The organism is Acinetobacter sp. F9, from assembly GCF_019195275.1.
Taxonomy (GTDB): domain Bacteria; phylum Pseudomonadota; class Gammaproteobacteria; order Pseudomonadales; family Moraxellaceae; genus Acinetobacter; species Acinetobacter pseudolwoffii.
The window spans coordinates 1,049,001-1,069,504 of record NZ_CP078068.1 but is presented as its reverse complement, the minus strand read 5'-3'; the positions used below and the strand labels follow the sequence as shown (position 1 = coordinate 1,069,504).

At 42.7% G+C, this 20,504-nt stretch carries 19 protein-coding genes; 14 read left to right on the top strand and 5 right to left on the bottom strand.

Going from position 1 to position 20,504, the window contains the following annotated elements:
- Positions 1 to 33 precede the first annotated feature (33 nt).
- The 6 genes from lptM to KT990_RS05130 all read left to right on the top strand — a co-directional run bounded on the left by lptM (position 34) and on the right by KT990_RS05130 (position 4,645).
- A complete protein-coding gene (gene lptM, locus KT990_RS05155; RefSeq protein ID WP_005169961.1) occupies positions 34 to 267 on the top strand; it encodes an LPS translocon maturation chaperone LptM in 234 nt (77 codons plus the stop codon).
- A 24-nt stretch (positions 268 to 291) separates the two neighbouring features.
- A complete protein-coding gene (gene lysA / locus KT990_RS05150; RefSeq protein WP_159138227.1) occupies positions 292 to 1,536 on the top strand; it encodes a diaminopimelate decarboxylase in 1,245 nt (414 codons plus the stop codon).
- Between the two features lie 13 nt (positions 1,537 to 1,549).
- On the top strand, positions 1,550 to 2,395 hold the full coding sequence (gene dapF / locus KT990_RS05145) for a diaminopimelate epimerase (RefSeq protein ID WP_218209264.1): 846 nt from the start codon (positions 1,550 to 1,552) through the stop codon (positions 2,393 to 2,395).
- A 57-nt stretch (positions 2,396 to 2,452) separates the two neighbouring features.
- On the top strand, positions 2,453 to 3,094 hold the full coding sequence (locus tag KT990_RS05140; protein ID WP_218209263.1) for an alpha/beta fold hydrolase: 642 nt from the start codon (positions 2,453 to 2,455) through the stop codon (positions 3,092 to 3,094).
- Positions 3,095 to 4,030 (top strand): site-specific tyrosine recombinase/integron integrase, encoded by a 936-nt coding sequence (gene xerA, locus KT990_RS05135; RefSeq protein ID WP_218209262.1) that lies wholly within the window; start codon positions 3,095 to 3,097, stop codon positions 4,028 to 4,030.
- A gap of 231 nt (positions 4,031 to 4,261) precedes the next feature.
- A complete protein-coding gene (locus KT990_RS05130; RefSeq protein WP_005265835.1) occupies positions 4,262 to 4,645 on the top strand; it encodes a hypothetical protein in 384 nt (127 codons plus the stop codon).
- 180 nt (positions 4,646 to 4,825) lie between these two features.
- Here the strand turns inward: KT990_RS05130 and KT990_RS05125 are convergent, their stop codons facing one another.
- Positions 4,826 to 5,320 (bottom strand): Lrp/AsnC family transcriptional regulator, encoded by a 495-nt coding sequence (locus KT990_RS05125; protein WP_004645712.1) that lies wholly within the window; start codon positions 5,318 to 5,320, stop codon positions 4,826 to 4,828.
- A gap of 112 nt (positions 5,321 to 5,432) precedes the next feature.
- Here KT990_RS05125 and KT990_RS05120 point away from each other — a divergent pair, with 112 nt between their 5' ends.
- The 6 genes from KT990_RS05120 to KT990_RS05095 all read left to right on the top strand — a co-directional run bounded on the left by KT990_RS05120 (position 5,433) and on the right by KT990_RS05095 (position 12,878).
- On the top strand, positions 5,433 to 6,038 hold the full coding sequence (locus tag KT990_RS05120) for a LysE family translocator (protein ID WP_004280497.1): 606 nt from the start codon (positions 5,433 to 5,435) through the stop codon (positions 6,036 to 6,038).
- A gap of 521 nt (positions 6,039 to 6,559) precedes the next feature.
- Positions 6,560 to 7,312: an electron transfer flavoprotein subunit beta/FixA family protein gene (locus tag KT990_RS05115; RefSeq protein WP_005097655.1), complete on the top strand. Its 753-nt coding sequence runs from the start codon at positions 6,560 to 6,562 to the stop codon at positions 7,310 to 7,312.
- Positions 7,313 to 7,330: 18 nt separating this feature from the next.
- Positions 7,331 to 8,263, top strand: a complete 933-nt coding sequence (locus KT990_RS05110) for an FAD-binding protein (protein ID WP_005169982.1) — start codon at positions 7,331 to 7,333, stop codon at positions 8,261 to 8,263.
- A 207-nt stretch (positions 8,264 to 8,470) separates the two neighbouring features.
- The gene (locus tag KT990_RS05105) at positions 8,471 to 9,136 is read left to right on the top strand and encodes a hypothetical protein (RefSeq protein ID WP_218209261.1); all 666 of its coding nucleotides are present in this window, start codon (positions 8,471 to 8,473) and stop codon (positions 9,134 to 9,136) included.
- A 260-nt stretch (positions 9,137 to 9,396) separates the two neighbouring features.
- On the top strand, positions 9,397 to 12,390 hold the full coding sequence (gene gyrA / locus KT990_RS05100) for a DNA gyrase subunit A (protein WP_218209260.1): 2,994 nt from the start codon (positions 9,397 to 9,399) through the stop codon (positions 12,388 to 12,390).
- A 68-nt stretch (positions 12,391 to 12,458) separates the two neighbouring features.
- A complete protein-coding gene (locus KT990_RS05095) occupies positions 12,459 to 12,878 on the top strand; it encodes a hypothetical protein (protein WP_005097650.1) in 420 nt (139 codons plus the stop codon).
- A 33-nt stretch (positions 12,879 to 12,911) separates the two neighbouring features.
- Here the strand turns inward: KT990_RS05095 and KT990_RS05090 are convergent, their stop codons facing one another.
- From KT990_RS05090 to KT990_RS05075, 4 genes are read right to left on the bottom strand one after another with little or no spacing between them, the layout of a single operon-like run.
- Positions 12,912 to 14,012: an ABC transporter permease gene (locus KT990_RS05090; RefSeq protein ID WP_218209259.1), complete on the bottom strand. Its 1,101-nt coding sequence runs from the start codon at positions 14,010 to 14,012 to the stop codon at positions 12,912 to 12,914.
- Positions 14,012 to 15,139 carry an ABC transporter permease gene (locus tag KT990_RS05085; protein ID WP_218209258.1) on the bottom strand — a complete coding sequence of 376 codons (1,128 nt, stop codon included), beginning with the start codon at positions 15,137 to 15,139 and terminating at the stop codon, positions 14,012 to 14,014. The genes KT990_RS05090 and KT990_RS05085 overlap by 1 nt, the downstream gene beginning before the upstream one ends.
- Entirely contained in the window at positions 15,139 to 16,266 is a 1,128-nt protein-coding gene (locus tag KT990_RS05080; RefSeq protein WP_005170000.1) for an HlyD family secretion protein, read from the bottom strand. Before KT990_RS05080 ends, KT990_RS05085 begins: the two co-directional genes overlap by 1 nt.
- A gap of 11 nt (positions 16,267 to 16,277) precedes the next feature.
- Positions 16,278 to 17,744 (bottom strand): TolC family protein, encoded by a 1,467-nt coding sequence (locus KT990_RS05075; protein ID WP_218209257.1) that lies wholly within the window; start codon positions 17,742 to 17,744, stop codon positions 16,278 to 16,280.
- A 214-nt stretch (positions 17,745 to 17,958) separates the two neighbouring features.
- Here KT990_RS05075 and KT990_RS05070 point away from each other — a divergent pair, with 214 nt between their 5' ends.
- Together KT990_RS05070 and serC are read left to right on the top strand one after the other, a co-directional pair.
- Positions 17,959 to 18,801: a hypothetical protein gene (locus KT990_RS05070; protein WP_180077700.1), complete on the top strand. Its 843-nt coding sequence runs from the start codon at positions 17,959 to 17,961 to the stop codon at positions 18,799 to 18,801.
- A gap of 140 nt (positions 18,802 to 18,941) precedes the next feature.
- A complete protein-coding gene (gene serC / locus KT990_RS05065) occupies positions 18,942 to 20,021 on the top strand; it encodes a 3-phosphoserine/phosphohydroxythreonine transaminase (protein WP_074383369.1) in 1,080 nt (359 codons plus the stop codon).
- The last annotated feature ends 483 nt before the right edge of the window (positions 20,022 to 20,504 follow it).

The window sequence follows — 20,504 nt, the reverse complement described above, 5'->3', positions numbered from 1 at the left end:
CTTCATCGAAACACTATTCAATTAGGTGGTCAGATGCATCAAGTCATTTGCTACATCAGTATCTTGGCGACAAGTCTTGTTCTTGCAGCTTGTGGGCAGTCAGGTGCGTTGCACTTGCCGAATGATCCAGATTACGACAAGCGTGCCAAGTATTTGTTATATAAAAATACCGAAGCTGAATCCAAAGCCTCCGATGAAAAACGAGATGCCCCTGTGCAACAACAGTTTGCTGCGCCTGAAGCATCAGATTCAACGACTACACCTTAACGCTTTCAAAGAAAGGATACCTTCATGAGTTTCACCCGCATTAATGGGGTATTGCACGCTGAGCAATGTTCATTACAACAGCTCGCAGAGCAATTTGGCACACCTCTCTATGTTTATTCCAAAGCCACCTTGGAAAAGCATTTTTTAGATATGGACCGTGCTTTTAACTTTATCGATCATCAAATCTGTTTCGCGGTAAAGTCCAACTCCAATCTTGCGGTATTGAATGTATTGGCCAAACAGGGGGCCGGTTTTGATATTGTGACCGGTGGTGAATTGGCACGTGTGCTAAAAGCCGGTGGTGATGCCGCAAAAATTGTATTTTCGGGTCTGGGTAAAACTGAAGCAGATATTAAAAAAGCCTTAGAAGTGGGCATTGCCTGCTTTAATGTGGAATCTCATGCCGAGCTGGATCGTATTCAAAAGGTTGCGGCTGAATTAAATGTTAAAGCGCCGATTTCATTGCGCGTGAATCCGGACGTCGATGCCAAAACCCATCCTTATATTTCAACCGGTCTAAAAGAAAATAAATTCGGTATTCCATCTGATAGCGTATTTGCAACCTATCAATATGCGGCGTCACTGGCCAATCTGGATGTGGTCGGGATTGACTGTCATATCGGTTCACAGCTCACCGAAACCCAGCCTTTTGTTGATGCGCTGGATCGTGTCATTGTCATGATTGACCAGCTCAAAGAAATGGGTATCCACCTCAAACACATCGATATTGGTGGTGGTTTGGGTGTGACGTATAAAGATGAAACCCCGCCATCGGTTGAAGAATATGCCAATGCGCTGCGTCCAGCTTTAGAAAAATTGGGCCTGAAAGTGTATATGGAGCCGGGGCGTAGTATTTCTGCCAATGCGGGTGTATTGCTGACCAAAGTCGATCTGCTCAAACCGACCAATCACCGTAATTTCGCGATTATTGATGCCGCGATGAACGACCTGATTCGCCCGGCTTTATATGAAGCATGGATGGACATTCAGCCAGTGACGCCGCGTACTGATGCTGAAACTAAAGAATGGGATGTGGTGGGTGCGATCTGTGAAACCGGTGATTTCCTCGGTAAAGAGCGTGAATTGGCAATCAAAGAAAATGATGTACTGGCAGTCTTGGGCGCAGGTGCCTACGGTTTTGTGATGAGCTCAAACTACAACAGTCGCGGCCGTGCGGCTGAAGTGATGGTTGATGCAGATCAGGCACATTTGATTCGTGAACGTGAGACGATTGAATCACTCTGGGAACGTGAGCGTTTATTGCCTTAAGGACTAAATCGAGATGTTATTAGAATTTACCAAGATGCATGGTCTGGGCAATGACTTTATGGTGGTTGATCTGATCAGCCAGCGCGCTTATTTGGATCCGGTCACCATTCAGCGCTTGGCCAATCGTAATTTTGGTATTGGTTTTGATCAGCTGCTGGTGGTTGAACCACCAGACGTACCGAGTGCAGATTTTAAATACCGGATTTTTAATGCCGATGGTTCGGAAGTAGAACAATGTGGCAATGGCGTGCGCTGTTTTGCCAAGTTTGTACATGACCGTCAGCTGACCAGCAAAACCAAAATCAAGGTACAGACGAAGTCTGGTATTGTTGAACCGGAATTGGGTGCCAATGGCTGGGTGCGGGTCAATATGGGCTATCCGAAATTCCTGCCGCAGGACATTCCATTTTTGGCCGATGCACCGGAAAGCCTGTATGACATTGAGCTTGCTGGCGGTGAAAAGCTGAGCATTGATGTGGTGAATATGGGTAATCCGCATGCGGTAACGATTGTACCGGATGTGATCGCTGCCGATGTGGCACGTATTGGCCCACAAGTTGAAGCGCATGCGCGTTTCCCGGCTCGGGTCAATGCTGGCTTTATGCAGATCATTGATGAAAAACATGCGCGTTTGCGTGTATATGAACGTGGTGTCGGCGAGACTCTGGCCTGTGGTACAGGTGCCTGTGCCGCAGCCATTTCCGGGATGCGCCGTGGTCTGCTGTCGACCAAGGTTGAAATCGAGCTGGCAGGTGGCAAGTTGCAGATCGAGTGGAAAGAAGGCGATGTGGTCTGGATGACCGGACCAACGGCGACCGTGTATGAAGGGCGTCTGGATTTGCGTTATTTTCAGGGTTAATCGGCATTAAGTTTTAAAAAAGCACCGTGCTCAGAACGGTGCTTTTTTTATGTTAGGATGAAACTGAAATTTAATATGCATGATTATGCCTTCATGAATCAGCTTGTATTTTTACCGGGTGCATCTGGCAGCCAAGGTTTTTGGCAGCCGTTAAGGGCAGCATTAACCGAATATCCAGATCAGCAGGTCATTGCCTATCCAGGATTTGATGGGGTGGCGCCAAATGTAGCCATTCAAAACCTGTATGATTTGCAAGAACTAGTAAATAGGCAGATTCAGGATGACTCCATTCTGATTGCCCAGTCGATGGGTGGTGTATTGGCAGTTGGGTTGGCGCTTAAGCATCCGCAAAAAGTCAAAGGGCTGGTATTGTTGGCGACATCAGGCGGTTTGAATTTGAAGAGATTTCACTGTGCAGACTGGCGAACAGATTATGGTGAACAGTTTAAAGCAGTACCGAACTGGTTTGTACAAGATCACACTGAATTTAATCCTGATCAGCTCGCCGGTCTTGAAATTCCCATTTTGCTGATTTGGGCAGATCATGATCCTCTAAGCACCATTCAAGTAGGACAATACTTAGAAAAAATATTTAAACATGCAAAACTACATATAATTCGCGGTGCAGATCATTTCTTTGCCCACACTCATGCAGGTCAGGTGGCAGCACTGATTCAAGATTATCTGGAGCAATTTTAAATGGAGCAGGCAGTGACTGTGCCCCCTCAACTTTTGCTCAATATGTGGCTGAAAGAACGTGAAATCCAGAACCAGTCTAAACATACCTTACAGGCCTATGCTCGTGATGTCTCGGATTTTTTAGAATTTTGCCAGCGTGAGCAGCTCAATTTAAATGATGTAGAAGCCACAGACCTGCGCCAGTTTCTGGCTGAAAAAGTCGAACAGCATCAGCTGAGTCCCAGCAGTCTTCAGCGCATGCTGTCGTCCATTCGCCAGTTTATGAAATGGGCAGAGCAGGCCCAGCATCTCGCTTTTAATCCGGCTGATGATTTTCAGTTAAAGCGCCAATCGCGTCCTTTGCCGGGCATGGTGGATATTGAAACCGTGAATCAGATTATCGATCAGCCTGCGCCTGAAAATGAAATCCAGCAGCAAATGTGGCTCCGGGACAAAGCGATTCTGGAGTTGCTGTATTCCAGTGGGTTGCGTCTGGCCGAATTACAAAACCTCAGAATCAAAGATATCGACTTCAACCGGCAGTTGCTACGTATTACCGGTAAGGGCAATAAAACCCGGATCGTGCCTTTTGGCTCCAAGGCCAAAGAGAGTGTTATGGCCTGGTTACAGCTTTATCCACGCTGGAATGGCGATTTTGTGCCAGAGGCGAATGTATTTATTACCCAGAAGGGCAATCCACTGGGTGCACGCCAAATTGAAAATCGGGTCAAGTTTCAGGCGCAGCGCGCAGGCGTCAATGTGGATTTACATCCGCATTTGTTACGTCACTGCTTTGCCAGTCATATGCTGTCGAATAGCCGCGACTTACGTGCGGTTCAGGAAATGCTGGGCCACAGTAATTTAAGCACCACCCAGATTTATACCCATGTCGATTTTGATCATCTGGCACAAATTTATGATCAGGCGCATCCGCGTGCACAGCATAAAAAGGATTGATCATGCGCTAAGTGGTAGAAATTAAAAATCATGAATATATATTTTTGGCATAAAACTTTCATATTTAAACCTTAAAATGGAATTGAACTGAAAACTGGCGTTCTGTTGGGGCATTTCACTATTGTCTTATTCGTTAAATGCGTCATTTCAGGTATAACAAGAACGAGTAATTAATATTTAAAATGAAGTATGACTGAGCAAAGTCTCAGCATTTGGCGGATGGGAATTGATATGGACACAATAGTGATTGCAGATATAGAACAAAAATATGCACAGTTAAGCGCAGCTCAAAAAGAAATGTTTGCCGGTTATGGTTTGCGACAAATCAAGCATTTTGTGGATATTAGCTTACCGAGTCTTGCAGCGACTTTACCTGAAGGTGCCATCATTCAAGGGATTAATGCCGATGGTAAAGTTCAGGCATTTAATGCAATGACAGGACAATACTATTTATGGATTTCTGATTTACAGTGGCAAGTGTCGAATCGTGCCACCCAAGCGGTCGATTTAAAAGAAGATGCAATTGCGATTTGGACAGTTTTTGAATTATCAGACTATGAATTAGTGGATTTAAGCCATATTCATCGTGATTTTTTAGCACAAGCAACTGCCTAAACTCCCTAGTATCTCGGCTTTACTCAAGAAAAAGGTTGTCTTTAAACAAGGCAACCTGATATTTTTCTTATCGTCAAACTTGCGATCTATCTATCTGCAACATAGCGGGTGATTTAAGCTGGCTATGATTATTTAGCGCTGGAATTAAAAATACGCCATCGTCACTCTTAATCCATTCGTTTATAAATCCTCTAAAGGCAATTGGAAACTCTGTTTAATAATCTGACTCGGTAAATCGGTTTTAACACTGGTAATACCATTTTTTTTAGTCAGATGGGTCGACTGGAATTTACGGTAACTTTCCAGATCAGGCACCACGACTTTCAGCATGGCATCACTTTCCCCCAAAATGATATAGCACTCCATCACTTGAGGTAGTTCTTTCATCGCCTCAATAAAAGTGTCAATGGTTTCAGCATCTTGACCGACCAGCCAAATCCGTGAAAACAAAATCAGCTGAAAGCCAATTTTCTGCTGATCGACAATGGTGGTGTAATTCTGAATCACACCCGCATCTTCCAGTAATTTGACCCGCCGCAAACAGGAGGAAGGTGAAAGTCCAATTTCCCGCGCCAGATCATTATTTTGAATACGGCCATTGGCTTGTAAATGTCGAATGATATTTTTATCAATTCGATCAAGTTTTACTCGCACAGACTTGGTGGATATTTTCATAAATTAGAATAATATTCGAAAAATAAGACTTATTATAAAATAAATTGAAAGCCAATTTTGTAAAAAATCGCAGATACTTGTTTCACTTTCTGGAGTTTGAAAGGAAAAGGAAATGTCTGTATTTGTACTCTTTGCACTGACCGTGCTTCCCCTGATTTTTACGCCTGGACCCGATATGTTATTTATCCTGTCTCAAGTAATGGGTAAAGATGCAAAAGCAGGCATGATGGCGACTGTCGGTGTGTGTTGTGGTTATCTGGTACATTCGATTCTGGTCGCACTCGGAATTGCTGCGATTATTGTGTCCTTTCCGGTGCTGTTTGAAACGATTCGCTGGCTCGGAATTGCTTATCTGCTGTATCTGGCCTTTGGCCTGTTCAAGTCAGTATTCAGTAAAAGTGTGCTGAACATTGAGAAAAAGACATCAGCCAATCCGATTCAAAAAGGTTTTTTTACTGCGTTATTAAACCCGAAAGGCATGCTGATTTATTTTGCGATTTTGCCGCAGTTTATTGATAAATCGGCCAATACTGTCAGTCAAGGTTTGATTCTGTCCTTTATTTTTATTGGTCTGATTTTTGTGGTGTATTGTGGCTTAAGTATTTTGTTCAGTAAAATCAGCCAGAAAACCCAGATTGATGAACGTAAACAAAAATGGGTAGATGGAAGTTCTGGTGGTTTATTGGCGCTTGCAGCAAGCTGGCTCATCATCAATTAAGCCCGATTCAAAAAAGCATACTTTTCACAGTATGCTTTTTTTATGGTTAAAAGCATTTGAAAAAGAGATGACTTTCCTGGCGTATCTATAAGTGAGCGGGTTGCTTATTCAGTCAATTGGTCTTTTTAGTGGGCCAAATCCGTTTCAAAGAAGATTTCTGTCTAAAATGACAAATATGATTGTGGGTTCATCCTGCCAGTTTTGCTGCCAACTACTTTCATTTTATTTTGCGTACAGCTTTTCAATCAGAACTATTGATGTGACTAATCAAATAAAAAAATAATATAAATCAATGCTTAAATTTTAAGTAAATGTTTATACATTTCATTGTAATAAATGGATAACAATTAATTGTGAACGCATCGTTCAGGTAAATTTACGCATTTTTACAGCTCTTTGTTGAATTGTGACTTGACCGAAATGCCGTACACATTGCAAGATAGGGCACCTAAAAAAATTTAAGTGAAGAGTTACACTAACTTTTCTCAACATTTACATTTGCTAAAACAGCCGAGGATTACATGAAGGCTCTTGTTGCTGTAAAACGTGTGGTTGATGCCAACGTTAAAGTTCGTGTTAAACCGGACAACAGTGGTGTTGACTTAACCAACGTTAAAATGTCAATTAACCCATTCTGTGAAATCGCAGTGGAAGAAGCGGTTCGTTTAAAAGAAAAAGGAACTGTTTCAGAAATCATTGTTGTTTCTATTGGTCCTAAAGAAGCGCAAGAACAGATCCGTTCTGCAATGGCGCTTGGTGCTGACCGCGGTATTCTGGTTGAAGCTGATGACAGCCAGCTCGGTGCGCTAGAAATTGCTAAAATCCTGAAAGGTGTTGTTGAAGCTGAACAACCACAATTAATCCTTCTAGGTAAGCAAGCCATTGATGACGACTCTAATCAGGTTGGTCAGATGCTTGGCGCTCTAATGGGTGCGGGCCAAGGTACATTTGCTTCTGAAGTGAAAGTAGATGGCGACAAAGTACAAGTAACACGTGAAGTAGACGGTGGTTTACAAACTGTTGAACTTGCACTTCCAGCCATTATTACCACTGACTTGCGTTTGAACGAGCCACGTTATGCAGCGCTTCCAAACATCATGAAAGCGCGTAAAAAACCGCTTGATAACAAGTCGCCTGCAGATTTTGGTGTAACGACCACAACTAAACTGAAAACAGTAAAAGTTGAATCACCTGCAGAGCGTAAAGCTGGCGTACAAGTGAAGTCTGTAGACGAGCTTGTAGAAAAATTGAAAAACGAAGCGAAAGTGATCTAATACAGAAGGATAAAAATCATGAGTATTTTAGTTATCGCTGAGCACGACAACAAAGCATTAAACGCTGCTACTTTAAACGTTGTTGCTGCGGCGCAAAAAATCGGTGGTGATATCACTGTATTGGTTGCTGGTTCTGGCGCTCAAGCAGTTGCTGATCAAGCAGCGAAAGTTACGGGTGTAAGCAAAGTCGTACTTGCTGATGATGCTGCTTATGCAAACCAGCTGGCTGAAAACGTAGCGAAACTAGTTGCTGAATTAGGCAAAGGTTATAGCCATATTCTTGCTGCTTCGACTACCACTGGTAAAAACATTTTACCACGTGCAGCTGCGCTTCTTGATGTGAGCATGATTACCGACATCATCGCAGTCGATGGTCCTAAAACATTCAAGCGTCCGATCTATGCAGGCAACGCGATTGCAACTGTAGAGTCGGGCGAAAATGTCGTACTAGCAACTGTTCGTGGTACAGCATTTGATGCTGTTGCTGCTGAAGGCGGTTCTGCCTCTGTAGAAGCTGCGACTGTTGCTGGCGATGCAGGCATTTCCAAGTTTATCAACGAAGAAATCGTGAAGTCTGAGCGTCCTGAATTAACAGCTGCTCGCATTGTGGTGTCTGGTGGTCGTGGTGTGGGTTCAGGTGAGAACTATCACGCGATCCTTGATCCATTGGCGGACAAGCTTGGTGCTGCACAAGGTGCATCACGTGCTGCAGTAGATGCTGGCTTCGTTCCTAACGATATGCAGGTTGGTCAAACCGGTAAAATTGTTGCACCTGACCTGTACATCGCTGTCGGTATTTCTGGTGCAATTCAGCATTTGGCCGGTATGAAAGAATCTAAAGTGATCGTTGCGATCAACAAAGATGAAGAAGCGCCAATCAATGCAGTGGCTGACTACTGGTTAGTTGGTGACTTGAACACTGTTATTCCTGAATTGGTTTCTAAAATCTAATTCCTGAATACAGTTTAGAAATACGCTCTTGCGCAAGCAGTGAAAGCAATGCTTTCCTGCTTTGCTCAGGAGCATTTTTTATGTCTTAACATTTGAATAAGTAATATTAATTACAACCTGTCTATTTTTTGATTGGTAATTTTAGCTATTGTATATTTCGTGTTAATATTACACTTTTATTAAGCTTGCCATTTTGGCGGAGTGCCCGTGAAATTTGATTTTCAGTTATCAGTCAGTATTTTGGTAATGATGATCTGCTGTCTGATTTTCCCTTTTCTCCCAAGTCTATCCCCTCCTTTGTTAGATGGTATGACTGTCACAGCAGTTGAGTCAATCCAAGCATTGATGTTGCTTGGTTTTGCAGTGCTTAGTTTTTTTTATATCCGTCCATTTGAATTAAGCCAAGGGCAAAAACAGTTCTGGCTCTGGTCAGTTGCATGGTGGATTTTACTGTTCGGCAGAAGTACCAGCTGGGGGCGTGACTATTTCCCGGAAGTTCCGAAAATTTATTTCCGTGGTATTTCGATCCTAGTCATTGTTCCTGTCGTTTTCATGCTGTTTTTAGCGCCTTTGCGTCATGAGATTGCGAATAAATTCAAGCATGCAAAATTTTCATTTTGGGCTTTAATACTGGCAGTTACCGGTTTGGTTATTTCAGATGCAATTGAGCATAATCGGTTTTTTATTCATATGATCTTTACAGAACTTGTTTATAAAGATCTGATGGAGGAGCTGTATGAATTTCCACTGATTATGGGGTTGTTTATGGTGGCTTATCCGTTAATGCAATGGGATTGTAAGAAAGCCAAACGGGCTGAACAGCAACGTGCAGAAGATGATTTGTCTGACGTAGACTCAAAAATCAGCATTTAAGCTGGCTATTCAAACACCTAAAAAATGAACCTCTGCTTGTAGAGGTTTTTTTAACACCTAAATTTTGTGAAGTGTTTAAAATTTCTACTAAAAATCCTATGGATACTTAGGGCTGAAACAGATAAATTTGGCCGGGATTATGCTATACTGTACGACTAAATTTTAATATTGGTTCAGCTTTTTTTGAGCCGATTTATAGCTGGATTTACGACATATAAATGCAAGCCAGATAGATCTGGCTTGTAGAATAAGGAGTATGCATGAGCGTATCGGAAATTAGACCGATTGCCATTGAGGATGAACTTAAAAGCTCATATCTCGATTATGCGATGAGCGTGATTGTGTCACGTGCATTGCCCGATGTACGAGATGGTTTAAAACCTGTTCATCGTCGTGTGCTTTTCGCAATGCACGAATTAGGCAATGACTATAACAAAGCTTATAAAAAGTCTGCACGTGTCGTCGGTGACGTGATCGGTAAATATCACCCGCATGGTGACTCTGCTGTATACGAAACCATTGTACGTATGGCACAAGATTTCAGTTTGCGTTACCAGTTGGTCGATGGTCAGGGTAACTTTGGTTCGGTCGATGGCGACAGCGCAGCAGCAATGCGTTATACCGAAGTGCGTATGCGTAAACTGACCCACGAACTCTTGGCGGATCTTGAAAAAGATACCGTCGAGTGGGAAGACAACTACGATGGCTCTGAGCGTATTCCTCAGGTGATGCCCACCCGTGTACCGAACTTACTGGTTAATGGTGTAACCGGTATTGCGGTGGGTATGGCGACCAATATGGCGCCGCATAACATGACTGAAGTTGTGAATGCGTGTCTGGCCTATGCCAATGATCCCCAGATCAGCATCGAAGGGTTGATGGAACACATTTCTGGTCCGGACTTCCCGACAGGTGGTATTATTTACGGTAAATCGGGCATCGTGGATGCCTACCGTACCGGTAAAGGCCGTTTACACATCCGTGGCAAGTATCACTTCGAAGAAGATCCAAAGAATGGCCGTACCACGATCGTGTTTACGGAAATTCCATATCAGGTCAATAAAGCAAAAACCATTGAACGTATTGCTGAACTGGTTAAAGAGAAAAAACTGGAAGGTATTTCCGAGCTGCGTGACGAGTCTGACAAAGACGGTATGCGTATCGCGATTGACTTGAAACGTGGCGAAAACGCCGAAGTGATCGTGAACAACCTGTTCCAGAATACGCAACTTGAAAACTCTTTCAGCATCAACATGGTCTGCCTGGACAATGGCCAGCCTAAACTGATGAACCTGAAAGATATTATTGCAGCATTTATCCGTCACCGTCAGGAAGTGGTAACGCGTCGTACCATGTTCGAATTACGCAAAGCGCGTGAACGTGGTCATATCTTGGAAGGTTTAACCGTTGCTCTGGCGAATATTGATGCCATCATCGAAACCATCAAAAGTTCTGCAAACCCGGCTGAAGCGCGTGAGCGTTTGCAGGCAGGTGAGTGGGCAGGTGGCGGTGTATTGGCATTGCTAGAAAAAGCTGGCTCGGTTTCTGTACGTCCGGATGAGATTGAAGGTGAAGACCCAAGTCGTCCGTTTGGTCTGGATGGCGATATTTATCGTCTGTCACCCACCCAAGTCAATGCGATTATGGAACTGCGTCTGCATCGTTTAACCGGTCTTGAACAAGACAAGTTACATGCTGAATATAGTGAAATTCTGGCGCAAATTGCTGAACTGACTGCAATTTTAAATGACTTTAATCTGTTGATGAACGTAATTCGTGAAGAATTGGCTTTGATTCTTCAGCAATATGGCGATGCACGTAAAACCTCGATTGTTGAATCACGTATCGATTTCTCTCGTGAAGATCTGATTCCTGAAGAGCAAATGGTGCTGACGGTTTCAAAAACAGGTTATGCGAAAACTCAACCATTGTCTGACTATGCCGCACAGCGTCGTGGTGGTCGTGGTAAGTCTGCGACCAGCATGAAAGAAGATGATTACATTCAACATCTGATTGTGACGTCAAGTCATGCGACGGTACTTTGCTTTACCAACGTTGGTAAAGTCTATCGTCTGAAAGTGTATGAAGTGCCACAAGCATCACGTGGTGCCAAAGGTCGCCCAATGGTGAACTTGTTGCCATTAGACGAAAACGAGACCATTACCGCAATTTTACCGGTGATTGATGCACCGAAGAAATTCAAAGAACGTCTGGCGGACTTCAAAGCCTTCGTAAAAGCCAATGCTGCACAACTGCAAAGCAATGAAGTGATTAATGGTCACTTTACGGCACTTGAAGCGGCACTTGCTGAATCTGAAGAGGGTGCGGATGATATTTCTGATGCACTTCGTGTTCAATTGAAAGAGCTAGGTTTAGAACTTTCAACGACCGATCTTGATGATGACATCATCAATGATTTTGCCCAGCAGGCTGAAGCGGTTCGTAAAAACTTCTATGTGTTTATGGCGACTGAATACGGTACGATTAAACGTGTAGAACTTGAACAGTTCTCGAATGTGCGTTCAAACGGTTTACGTGCGATTGAACTGAATGGCGATGACACTTTAATTGGTGTTGCGATTACTGACGGCGAACAGCAAATCATGTTGTTCTCGAACGAAGGTAAAGCGATTCGCTTTGCAGAAACTGATGTGCGTTCAATGGGTCGTTCAGCCAAAGGTGTGCGCGGTATGCGCGTGACCATCGGTGCAGCAGCCTTGCTGGAAGAAAGCGAAGAAACTGAGATCGAGTCTGATGATGAAGATGCTGCAGATTCAGCATTGATCAGCCGGATTGTATCTTTAGTTGTTGTCCCTGAAACTGGCGAAGTATTGTGTGCTTCTGAAAATGGTTATGGTAAACGTACCCCGGTGGATGACTTCCCGACCAAGAAACGTGGCGGTAAGGGTGTGATTGCACTCAAGACCTCAGAACGTAATGGTCAGTTGGTCGGTGCAGTAGCGATTGATGCATCTAAAGAGCTGATGTTAATTTCCGATGGCGGTACTTTGGTTCGTACCCGTGCCTCTGAAGTGGCTCAAACCGGTCGTAATGCACAAGGTGTTCGTCTGATCCGTCTCGGTAATGAAGAGTTACTGGTTGGTGTGGTTTCAGTTGAAGCTGTTGAAGAAGATGAGTTTGTTGAAGCGATTGAAGGTGAAGAATCTTTAGTAGCAGAAACAGATGTAGCAACTGAAACAGATGCAGTAGCTGAACATGTTGAAAAAGATGGTGAAAACTCAGTAGAAGAATAAGTGTTCTATTGATAAAAAGGGCGCTTCGGCGTCCTTTTTTATAAATCTTGACTGAATGAAGGTAAGCGATGAAAACCCAATCAATGTTGTTAGCGGCAGCAGTTGCATTAAGTGGCTGTAACTCAATGGACAATATCCCAAACCCAAGTCCTGAGCAGGAACAGGCAGCACAGCTGGCCTATGAGGATTTGCGTGATGGGAAGTATGACGAGTTTCTGGATCAGCTAGAGCCGCAATTGCAAACACAGTTTAAGGACAACGAAAAGCTGATGAAACGCTTTTCACGTTCAATTCCGCAAGGTGAGTACAAGTCTAAAACTTTAATGACCAAGCAGATTGAAGAAGCAACCAACCAGCCTGGCCAATATAAGATCAGCTATGAAATTGCCTATCCAAATAATCTGGTGCAGTATGATGTCAGTTTCGACCAGCCGAATGGTAGCAACAAGATTCGTAATTTTAATATTCAGGTCTTTGGCGAATCTTAATCCATAAGTTGATGACAGCATAAATCCAATGCTTTATCTGCTTTGACTCACTTGAATCAAACGTCGATAAGCCAAGAAAAAACATAAACTGCCTATCAGCCCCAGATATATCAGTTTAGGCAAAATCAGTGCGGTCGGTACACCCATCTGATTCAGTTGAATAAACATCTGCACCATTTGGGTAGAAGGCAGTATCTCAGTGATCACTTGCATCCAGATGGGCATAGCTGCATGTGGCCAGGCAGCACCGGATAAAAAAAATAGAGGGATAGAAGTAAAAACAATTACATGTCCAGCGCGTTCCGGCATATCCAGAAAACTGGCAAATAGGCAGGTGATTCCAATCACAGTATAAACAAAAACCGGCACAGCCAGCAGCATGCCGAATAGGTTACCCCCTCGCGGATAATCAAATAACCAAAAGGTAAATCCAAATAAATAAAAACAACCCAGACAGCCAATGCTCAATATCGCTAAACATAGCCCAATCAACGCATTTGAGTTTAACTGCACTTTTCTTTCGCGGTACACCAGAATCAGCATATTCAAACCTAAAAAAATGGTCTGATGAATGATGAGAGGGGCGACCGCAGGAAAGACATAACTGCCATAGCCGGAGAGCGGATTAAACAATGGAATCTGATGCACTGATAGGGCAGGAGAAAAATCTGAAACCTGGCCAAAACGTTCAGCATAGTCTGCCAAGGTCTGCTCAAGAGAGGTCGCTAAACCGATCCCCATCTGTTTGGTGACTAAAAAATTGGCAGCACTTAAGTACAGTCCTATTCCACCCGTTTCACCATGCCTTAACGTTTGCGATAAATTGTCCGGTAGCAGCAAAATCCCATCCGCTTGTTGCGATTCAACCCATGTTTTGGCTTCGGCGAAATTGCTGGTAATCGCCTTGATTTCAACATTCGGGCTTTGACGGACTTGGCCAATAATCCGCGCGCTCAAGTGACTTTGTTCTGCATCAACAATAATAATCGGTAAGGCTTCGGCTTGCTGTGCCTGATAAGCAAAGGGATAAAAGAAGCTATAAAACACCACTGATAAAATCAGCGTGGTAAAGATAGCGCCGTGGCTGACAATATCTTTAAAGCTGCGCAGATAATAAAACCAAAGGGATTTCATCAGGCCGCTCCTTTGGCTATTTTCTTGAGAAAAATATAGGCTAGCAGTGCGTACACCACCACATAGGCCAACAAGATCCATATAGCTTGCAGTGAAATCTGCACTGGACTGCCAATCATCCATTGTTCAGTTTGTAATTTGGCATAAGGAGTAAAGGGGATAATATTGGCCCAAAACTGGGTGAATAGGGGCGCATTATTTAAGGGTAAAGTCACCCCGGCAAAGCTTAACGATGACCCACCATATACAGCAATCAAGCCGAAAGATTTACTTAAATCTTGGGTGGCCAGCACCACCGCAGCGCTTAAAAATGCATAGGCGCTATACAGCAGCAATTGTGCCAATAAAATCAGACCAAGCGAACCGGCAACAAACCAGCCGCGAATTTCAATCATCCAAAACATCCACGCCCAAGTCCATAGACTAAAAATAGCCACATAGACCAGATTTTTAGACACTAAAGCCATCCAGATGGATGGGTTGCTAATCCAGCTTGTTAAGGTCTGCCGCTTCAGTTCCTGACCGACGGAAAATGCCACACAACAACATAGCAGTAAATGCAGAACTGCGAGAATGACATAAGGTTCTAGATATAACTCATAATTCAATTGCGGATTATACAAAGGTGAGATTTTGATCTGTGGTGTCGGTGCTTGGATATAGGGCAGTCGATTCACCAGATAGTGCTGTTCAGTAAACTCAGCCAAGGCTTGTAAGGTACTCACCAGCATGGCTGAAGAAATTGTATTGCCGATACTGAAATAACTCTGGTTAAAGGCAATGCTAATTTCTGCATCCTGAGCACGAACAAAACGTTGTTCGGCACCATTTGGAATATGGATATAACCCCAAATTTTATTTTTATTCAGTAGGCGTTCAACTTCAGCAGCTTGCTCGGATACTGTTTCAATTTTAAGGGTATGATTGAGCGAGACATGTCGATAGATGCTTTGGCTGAACGCACTTCGGTCTTGATCAATAATGGCAATCGGTAAATGAGTAGGCTTGCCCTGCGCAAACATGCTGCTGAATAAAATAATTACTAGAGCAGGTGCCAGCGTAACCAGGCACAGATCCCATTTTTCTCGGAGCAAATAGCGTAGTTCGCGCCATATACCCAGCCACATTAGGGTGTCTCTTTAAGTTTAAATAATACGCTCATACCGACTTTCAGTTCAGGCATGGTTTGTGTCGGTAGCAAATGCAGTTTAAAACTTCTCACATCATAGCCGCCGGTTTGGCGGGTGGTTTTAATGGTGGCAAACTCACCCTCAGCGCTAATACTTTTGATCTGAAAACTGGCTGTTTGATCCAAGGCTGGAATATAACCTTGAATGCTTTCTAATTTTTGAAATGGAGCATACTGGTCTTCGCGAATATTCAGGCTTACCCACATCTTCTCTTCAATCAGGCTGACCACGGGCACTGCGGTTGCGACCAGCTCAGATATTTTGCCATAAGTTTTAGACACCGTTCCATTGACGGGGGCCAGCAATTCGGTTTCTGCTTCTAGCGCATTGGCTTCGTTTAGAGCAGCCTGGGCAATGTCTACTTGTGCATCGGCTGAACTCTTTTGCTGCGGGGTGCTGCCACGCTTGGCACGTGCATATTGCTGATAGGCGGCCTCAGTCATTTCTAGCGCAGATTGACTGGCTGCATACAGTTCATCACGGCGCTGACGTGAAATCACACCTTCCTTAAATAGATTTTCCCCACGCTGATAAGATACTGTGGCGAGATTTTGCTGTGCTTTTAGCGATTGCCAGTTGGCATACAGACTCGCGACATTTTCTTCCTGCGAGCCACGTTCAGCTGTGGACTGTAAGGCCAAAGCCGATTGTAAGGCTGCTGTAGCTTGCTGTTTTTTGGCTGCAATTTCCGGGCTATTTAAGCGAACCAGAACATCGCCTTTTTTAACTCGCTGACCTTCTTCCACATAGATTTCTTCAATCCGGCTTGGCACTTTGGTGGCCACCTGAATCGTTTCAGCCTCGACACGACCTTGCAATTCAATCGGCGTCGGTTGATAGCTTTTCCATAATCCAAAAATAATCACGGCCAGCAGAATAGGCAGCAACGCCAGCAGTAGATATTTTTTCTTTTTGGAGATTTCAGGAGGCTGCTCATCGGTCGAGGTCGTCGCGTGATTTTCCTCTAGCGTTGCTGATTGGGTCTGTGGAGCGGGAGAGCTTTCTGTTTCGGTAGATGAAACCGCTTCATTCACAGGATCATTGGGTTTTTGATCGTCGTTCATGTTCGGCTCCATTAGCGAATATAGTGGGTATTGGTGTGTTGAATATAATTGGGAAATTCTGCAATCGAGCCATGGCTTTGTAACAGGGTGGCCAGTGACATCACATATTTATAGGCATTCAATGCAGTTTCGGCTCGTAGCCCGCTAAGCATGTTTTGGGCATCAATGACCTGTGTTGCTGTTCCGATATCCTCTTTAAAGGACAACTCTTGAATGCGTAAATTTTCCTGCGCAGCCTTTAGATTTTGTTCCAACAGAGCATGACTTTGCTGTGCACTCAAGGCTTCGCTATAAGATTTATAAATCAGGTTTTCAATCTCTTGCTGGGTACGTGAGGTGAGCAGTTCTGTGGCATAGCGTTTGAGCTCGGCCGCCTGAATATTTTTGTTTTTATCAATTCCGGAAAACAGGTTATAGCGTGCGGCAACCCCGACAATCCAGTTTTGATTCTGATCCAAACTATATTCACCAAAAGCAAAGACATTGGGTTTTTTTGCTGCTTGCTGAGCTTTGACATTGGCTTGTGCTAATTGGGTATCTAGCTGCATTTTTTGAATCAGCGCAGAGTTTTGACTAAAGGTTTTCAGTAGTTGATTTAAAGCCTGTGGCTCGGTCTGATTGACAAATAAAGGTGTCGACAGTTCAGTGATACTGCTTTGTTGCAGCAGATTATTCAGTTGAAATAGACTGGCATTTAAATTGGTTTGCATATTTTGCTGACTGCGCTCGGCATTATTACGCGCCACTTCAAACTGCATGCGCTGGCCTTTGCTAATAAAACCTTGCTGTTCCATTTTTAAGGCATTGCGATAATGCTGTTGCATGGCATTCAGATTAAATACTGCTGCTGCATGGAGTTGCTTTTGCAGTTGCACATTAAAATAACTTTGAATCAGTTCGAAACGCTGCGTGTCTTGTTGCTGTTGATTACTGAGCTGACTGCGACCGACCTGAAGATTGGCAATCTCCTTGGCGCTATGAGTCAAACCACCGGTATAAAGCGGCATCATCATGGACACGGTAGGACGAATCACTTGATCTTCGAGTACGACCTTGGAGGTATCGGGAATTAAGCCTACACCGTCATGAATCGGTTGTTGTAAACCTTCTTTTAAAGGATTGGCAATATTCTCAGCTAAATTAAACTCATCAATTTTATTATTTAAGCCATTGGTGAGAGATTGCTCCAGGTTGTTTTTAAGAGCACCCAAAGGAATATCTAATTCATTATGAAAGGCATAAGCACGCACATTCAGATCGACACGTGGTAATCCCAAACCTTTTACCGCTTCAGCTTCAAGTTTCGAGGCTTGTTCCAAGCTTTGATAGGCCTGACTGCTGTAAGAAGACTGCAATAACTGTTTTTCGGCGTCTTGAAAACTCAAAGTCTGGGCGTATAGACTCTGGCTATTCAACCATAGGCCTGACAATAATCCACACCCCAAAAATAATTTACTTTTATAGTTCGTCATATTCATGCAAGCAGATGGCCAAAGTGAAGAATAAGTTGATTTGTGTACATTATAAATCAGTGGTTTGCAGCTCAGTAAGGGGCATGGTTGTAGTATTGTTTATTTTACATCTGTATTTCAACTACTGATGAAAGGACTATGAATCTTTTGAAATATACTTAGAGTTAAAATGGTTTGTGTGTAAAATATAAACACAAAAAATTATTGCTTAAATATAAAAATGGATAAAACAACTTTAGAAAATATAGCTGAATTTATTTGTGGAACTAATCCAGAAATTTATCCAATTTATAGATCTAGTAGTGAGCTGACATCATTCTTTCATCGTGTAGGAATTATGATCTACCATGATGGAACAACAAGATCTAAATGGGTATATGAGCAGCTAAATAATTTTAATAAAAATCAAATTGCTGATGTGCTTAAGAGGCTTGCTTCTCCTAAAGAATATGGAGGGAATCGTTCAAAAATTAGTGCTGCATTGAAATTGTTAAATGAAATTTTATATCCTGAAGGTTTTGAAATTATTTTGCAGGGGGTGGAGCCAAAATTCAGAAGAATTCAGATAGATTTTCAAGACAAGTCAGAGCCTGAATTAAAGCCCATTGCACGACCTAATTTTGTAGCATTAGGTTTAGAATCAGGGGTAGGAGAGATACTCGATTATCGTTGGGATGAAATTCAACGTTGTATTGGAGCTAATGCAAATCTTTCGGCAGTAATTCTTATGGGGAGCTTATTGGAAGGACTTTTATTAGGTGTTATCCATAAAAATATTAAACAAGCCAATCAGGCTACTTCTGCTCCAAAAAATCGCGAAGGAAAAGTAAAACCTTTTTCAGAGTGGAAATTAAGTGAAATGATTGACGTGGCTCATTCATTACAATGGATTGAGGTAGATGTTAAAAAATTTTCACATGCTTTAAGAGAGTTTAGAAATTTGATACATCCTTACGAACATATGCTATCAAACTTTAATCCGAATAAAGATACCACGGAAATTTCATGGTTAGTGGTGCAAGCAGCTATAAATGATCTAATGGAAACAATTAGAAATACATAAGTGTTAAACGTATCCTCATCATCTACATTGATTTTTTGACTGTAATTACAGTTCGAGATTGAAATAATTTTGTGCAAGACCTTGCCAGATATGGTTAAATGCCATCATTTTATTGTGTCTCACATAGATAAGGAAAACTCATGCGCGCGTACAACTTCTGTGCTGGTCCTGCTGCATTACCGACTACCGTACTTGAAAAAGCTCAAGCTGAAATGCTTGACTGGCATGGCAAAGGTCTTTCGATCATGGAAATGAGCCACCGTAGTTCCGACTATGTGGCCGTGGCTGAAAAAGCGGAAGCAGACCTACGCAAACTCATGAATATTCCCGAGAACTACAAAGTATTGTTCTTGCAGGGTGGCGCATCCTTACAATTTTCGGCAATTCCATTGAACTTGCTGGGTAAAAATAACAAAGCGGACTATATCCATACCGGAATCTGGTCTGAAAAGGCCTTGAAAGAAGCGCAACGCTATGGCGATATCAATGTGGTAGAAGCAGGTATCAAAATTGATGCTAAACATGCCATCAGTGCGCAAAGCGAATGGAAGCTGTCTGCCGATGCCGCCTATGTGCACTATGCAGACAACGAAACCATTGGTGGTCTGCAGTTTGCTTCTATTCCTGAAACAGATAAGCCCCTTGTTTGTGACTATTCATCAAGCATTTTATCTGCGCCACTTGATGTATCAAAATTTGGTGTGATCTATGCAGGCGCGCAAAAGAATATCGGCCCAGCGGGTTTAACCCTGGTGATTATTCGTGAAGATTTACTGGATCAAGCCAAAGCTGAAATTCCAAGTATCTTAAAATACTCAGATCAAGCCAAAAATGGTTCTATGGTAAATACGCCGTCGACTTATGCATGGTACTTGTCTGGTCTGGTATTTGAATGGTTGCTGGAAAATGGCGGTGTAGAAGCCATGCATAAAGTGAACCTGGAAAAAGCCAATCTGCTTTATGGTTATATCGATCAAAGCGATTTTTATGCCAATCCAATCTTCAAAGAAAATCGTTCAATCATGAATGTGCCATTTACTTTGGCCAATGCAGATCTTGAAAAACAATTCCTGAAAGAAGCAGAAGCCCAGCATTTATTGAATCTTGCGGGTCACCGCTCTGTCGGTGGTATGCGTGCCAGTATTTATAATGCAGTGCCATTAGAGGGCGTACAAGCCTTGGTGAATTTTATGGATGACTTTGCAAAACGCAATGGTTAATCCCTGAAATGTAAAAACCCAGCATAGGCTGGGTTTTTTTATGCATTCGGTTATGTCAGGGAATTTAAAAAATAAAAGTATGCAGGGTAAAGCCGCAGATCAGCATTCCCAACATGAAAAAAAGGCATGACATCATATCAATATTATAGCGAGAGCTAAGATGATGCTCGACCTGGTCTAATGTTTCTTCTTGCACGATTTTCATAGATATTTATTGTCCGATCTATTTATCGTTAATACTATTTGTTGTGAGTATTTTTATCATAAAAAATTGATTAAATAAAGTACATTCTTGATTAAAGTTCATAAATTTTCATTTTATTTAAATATCAGCTTTGGATTTGTCTGAACTTATTCGTATGCGAAATCAAAGTCTTATTTTTACAAGATTTTTAGGATTCGATTGCATGTATAAAATGAATTCATGTGAATTTAACAATGTGGATAACTCGATTTTTTAAATGATTTAAATAGGTTATTAAG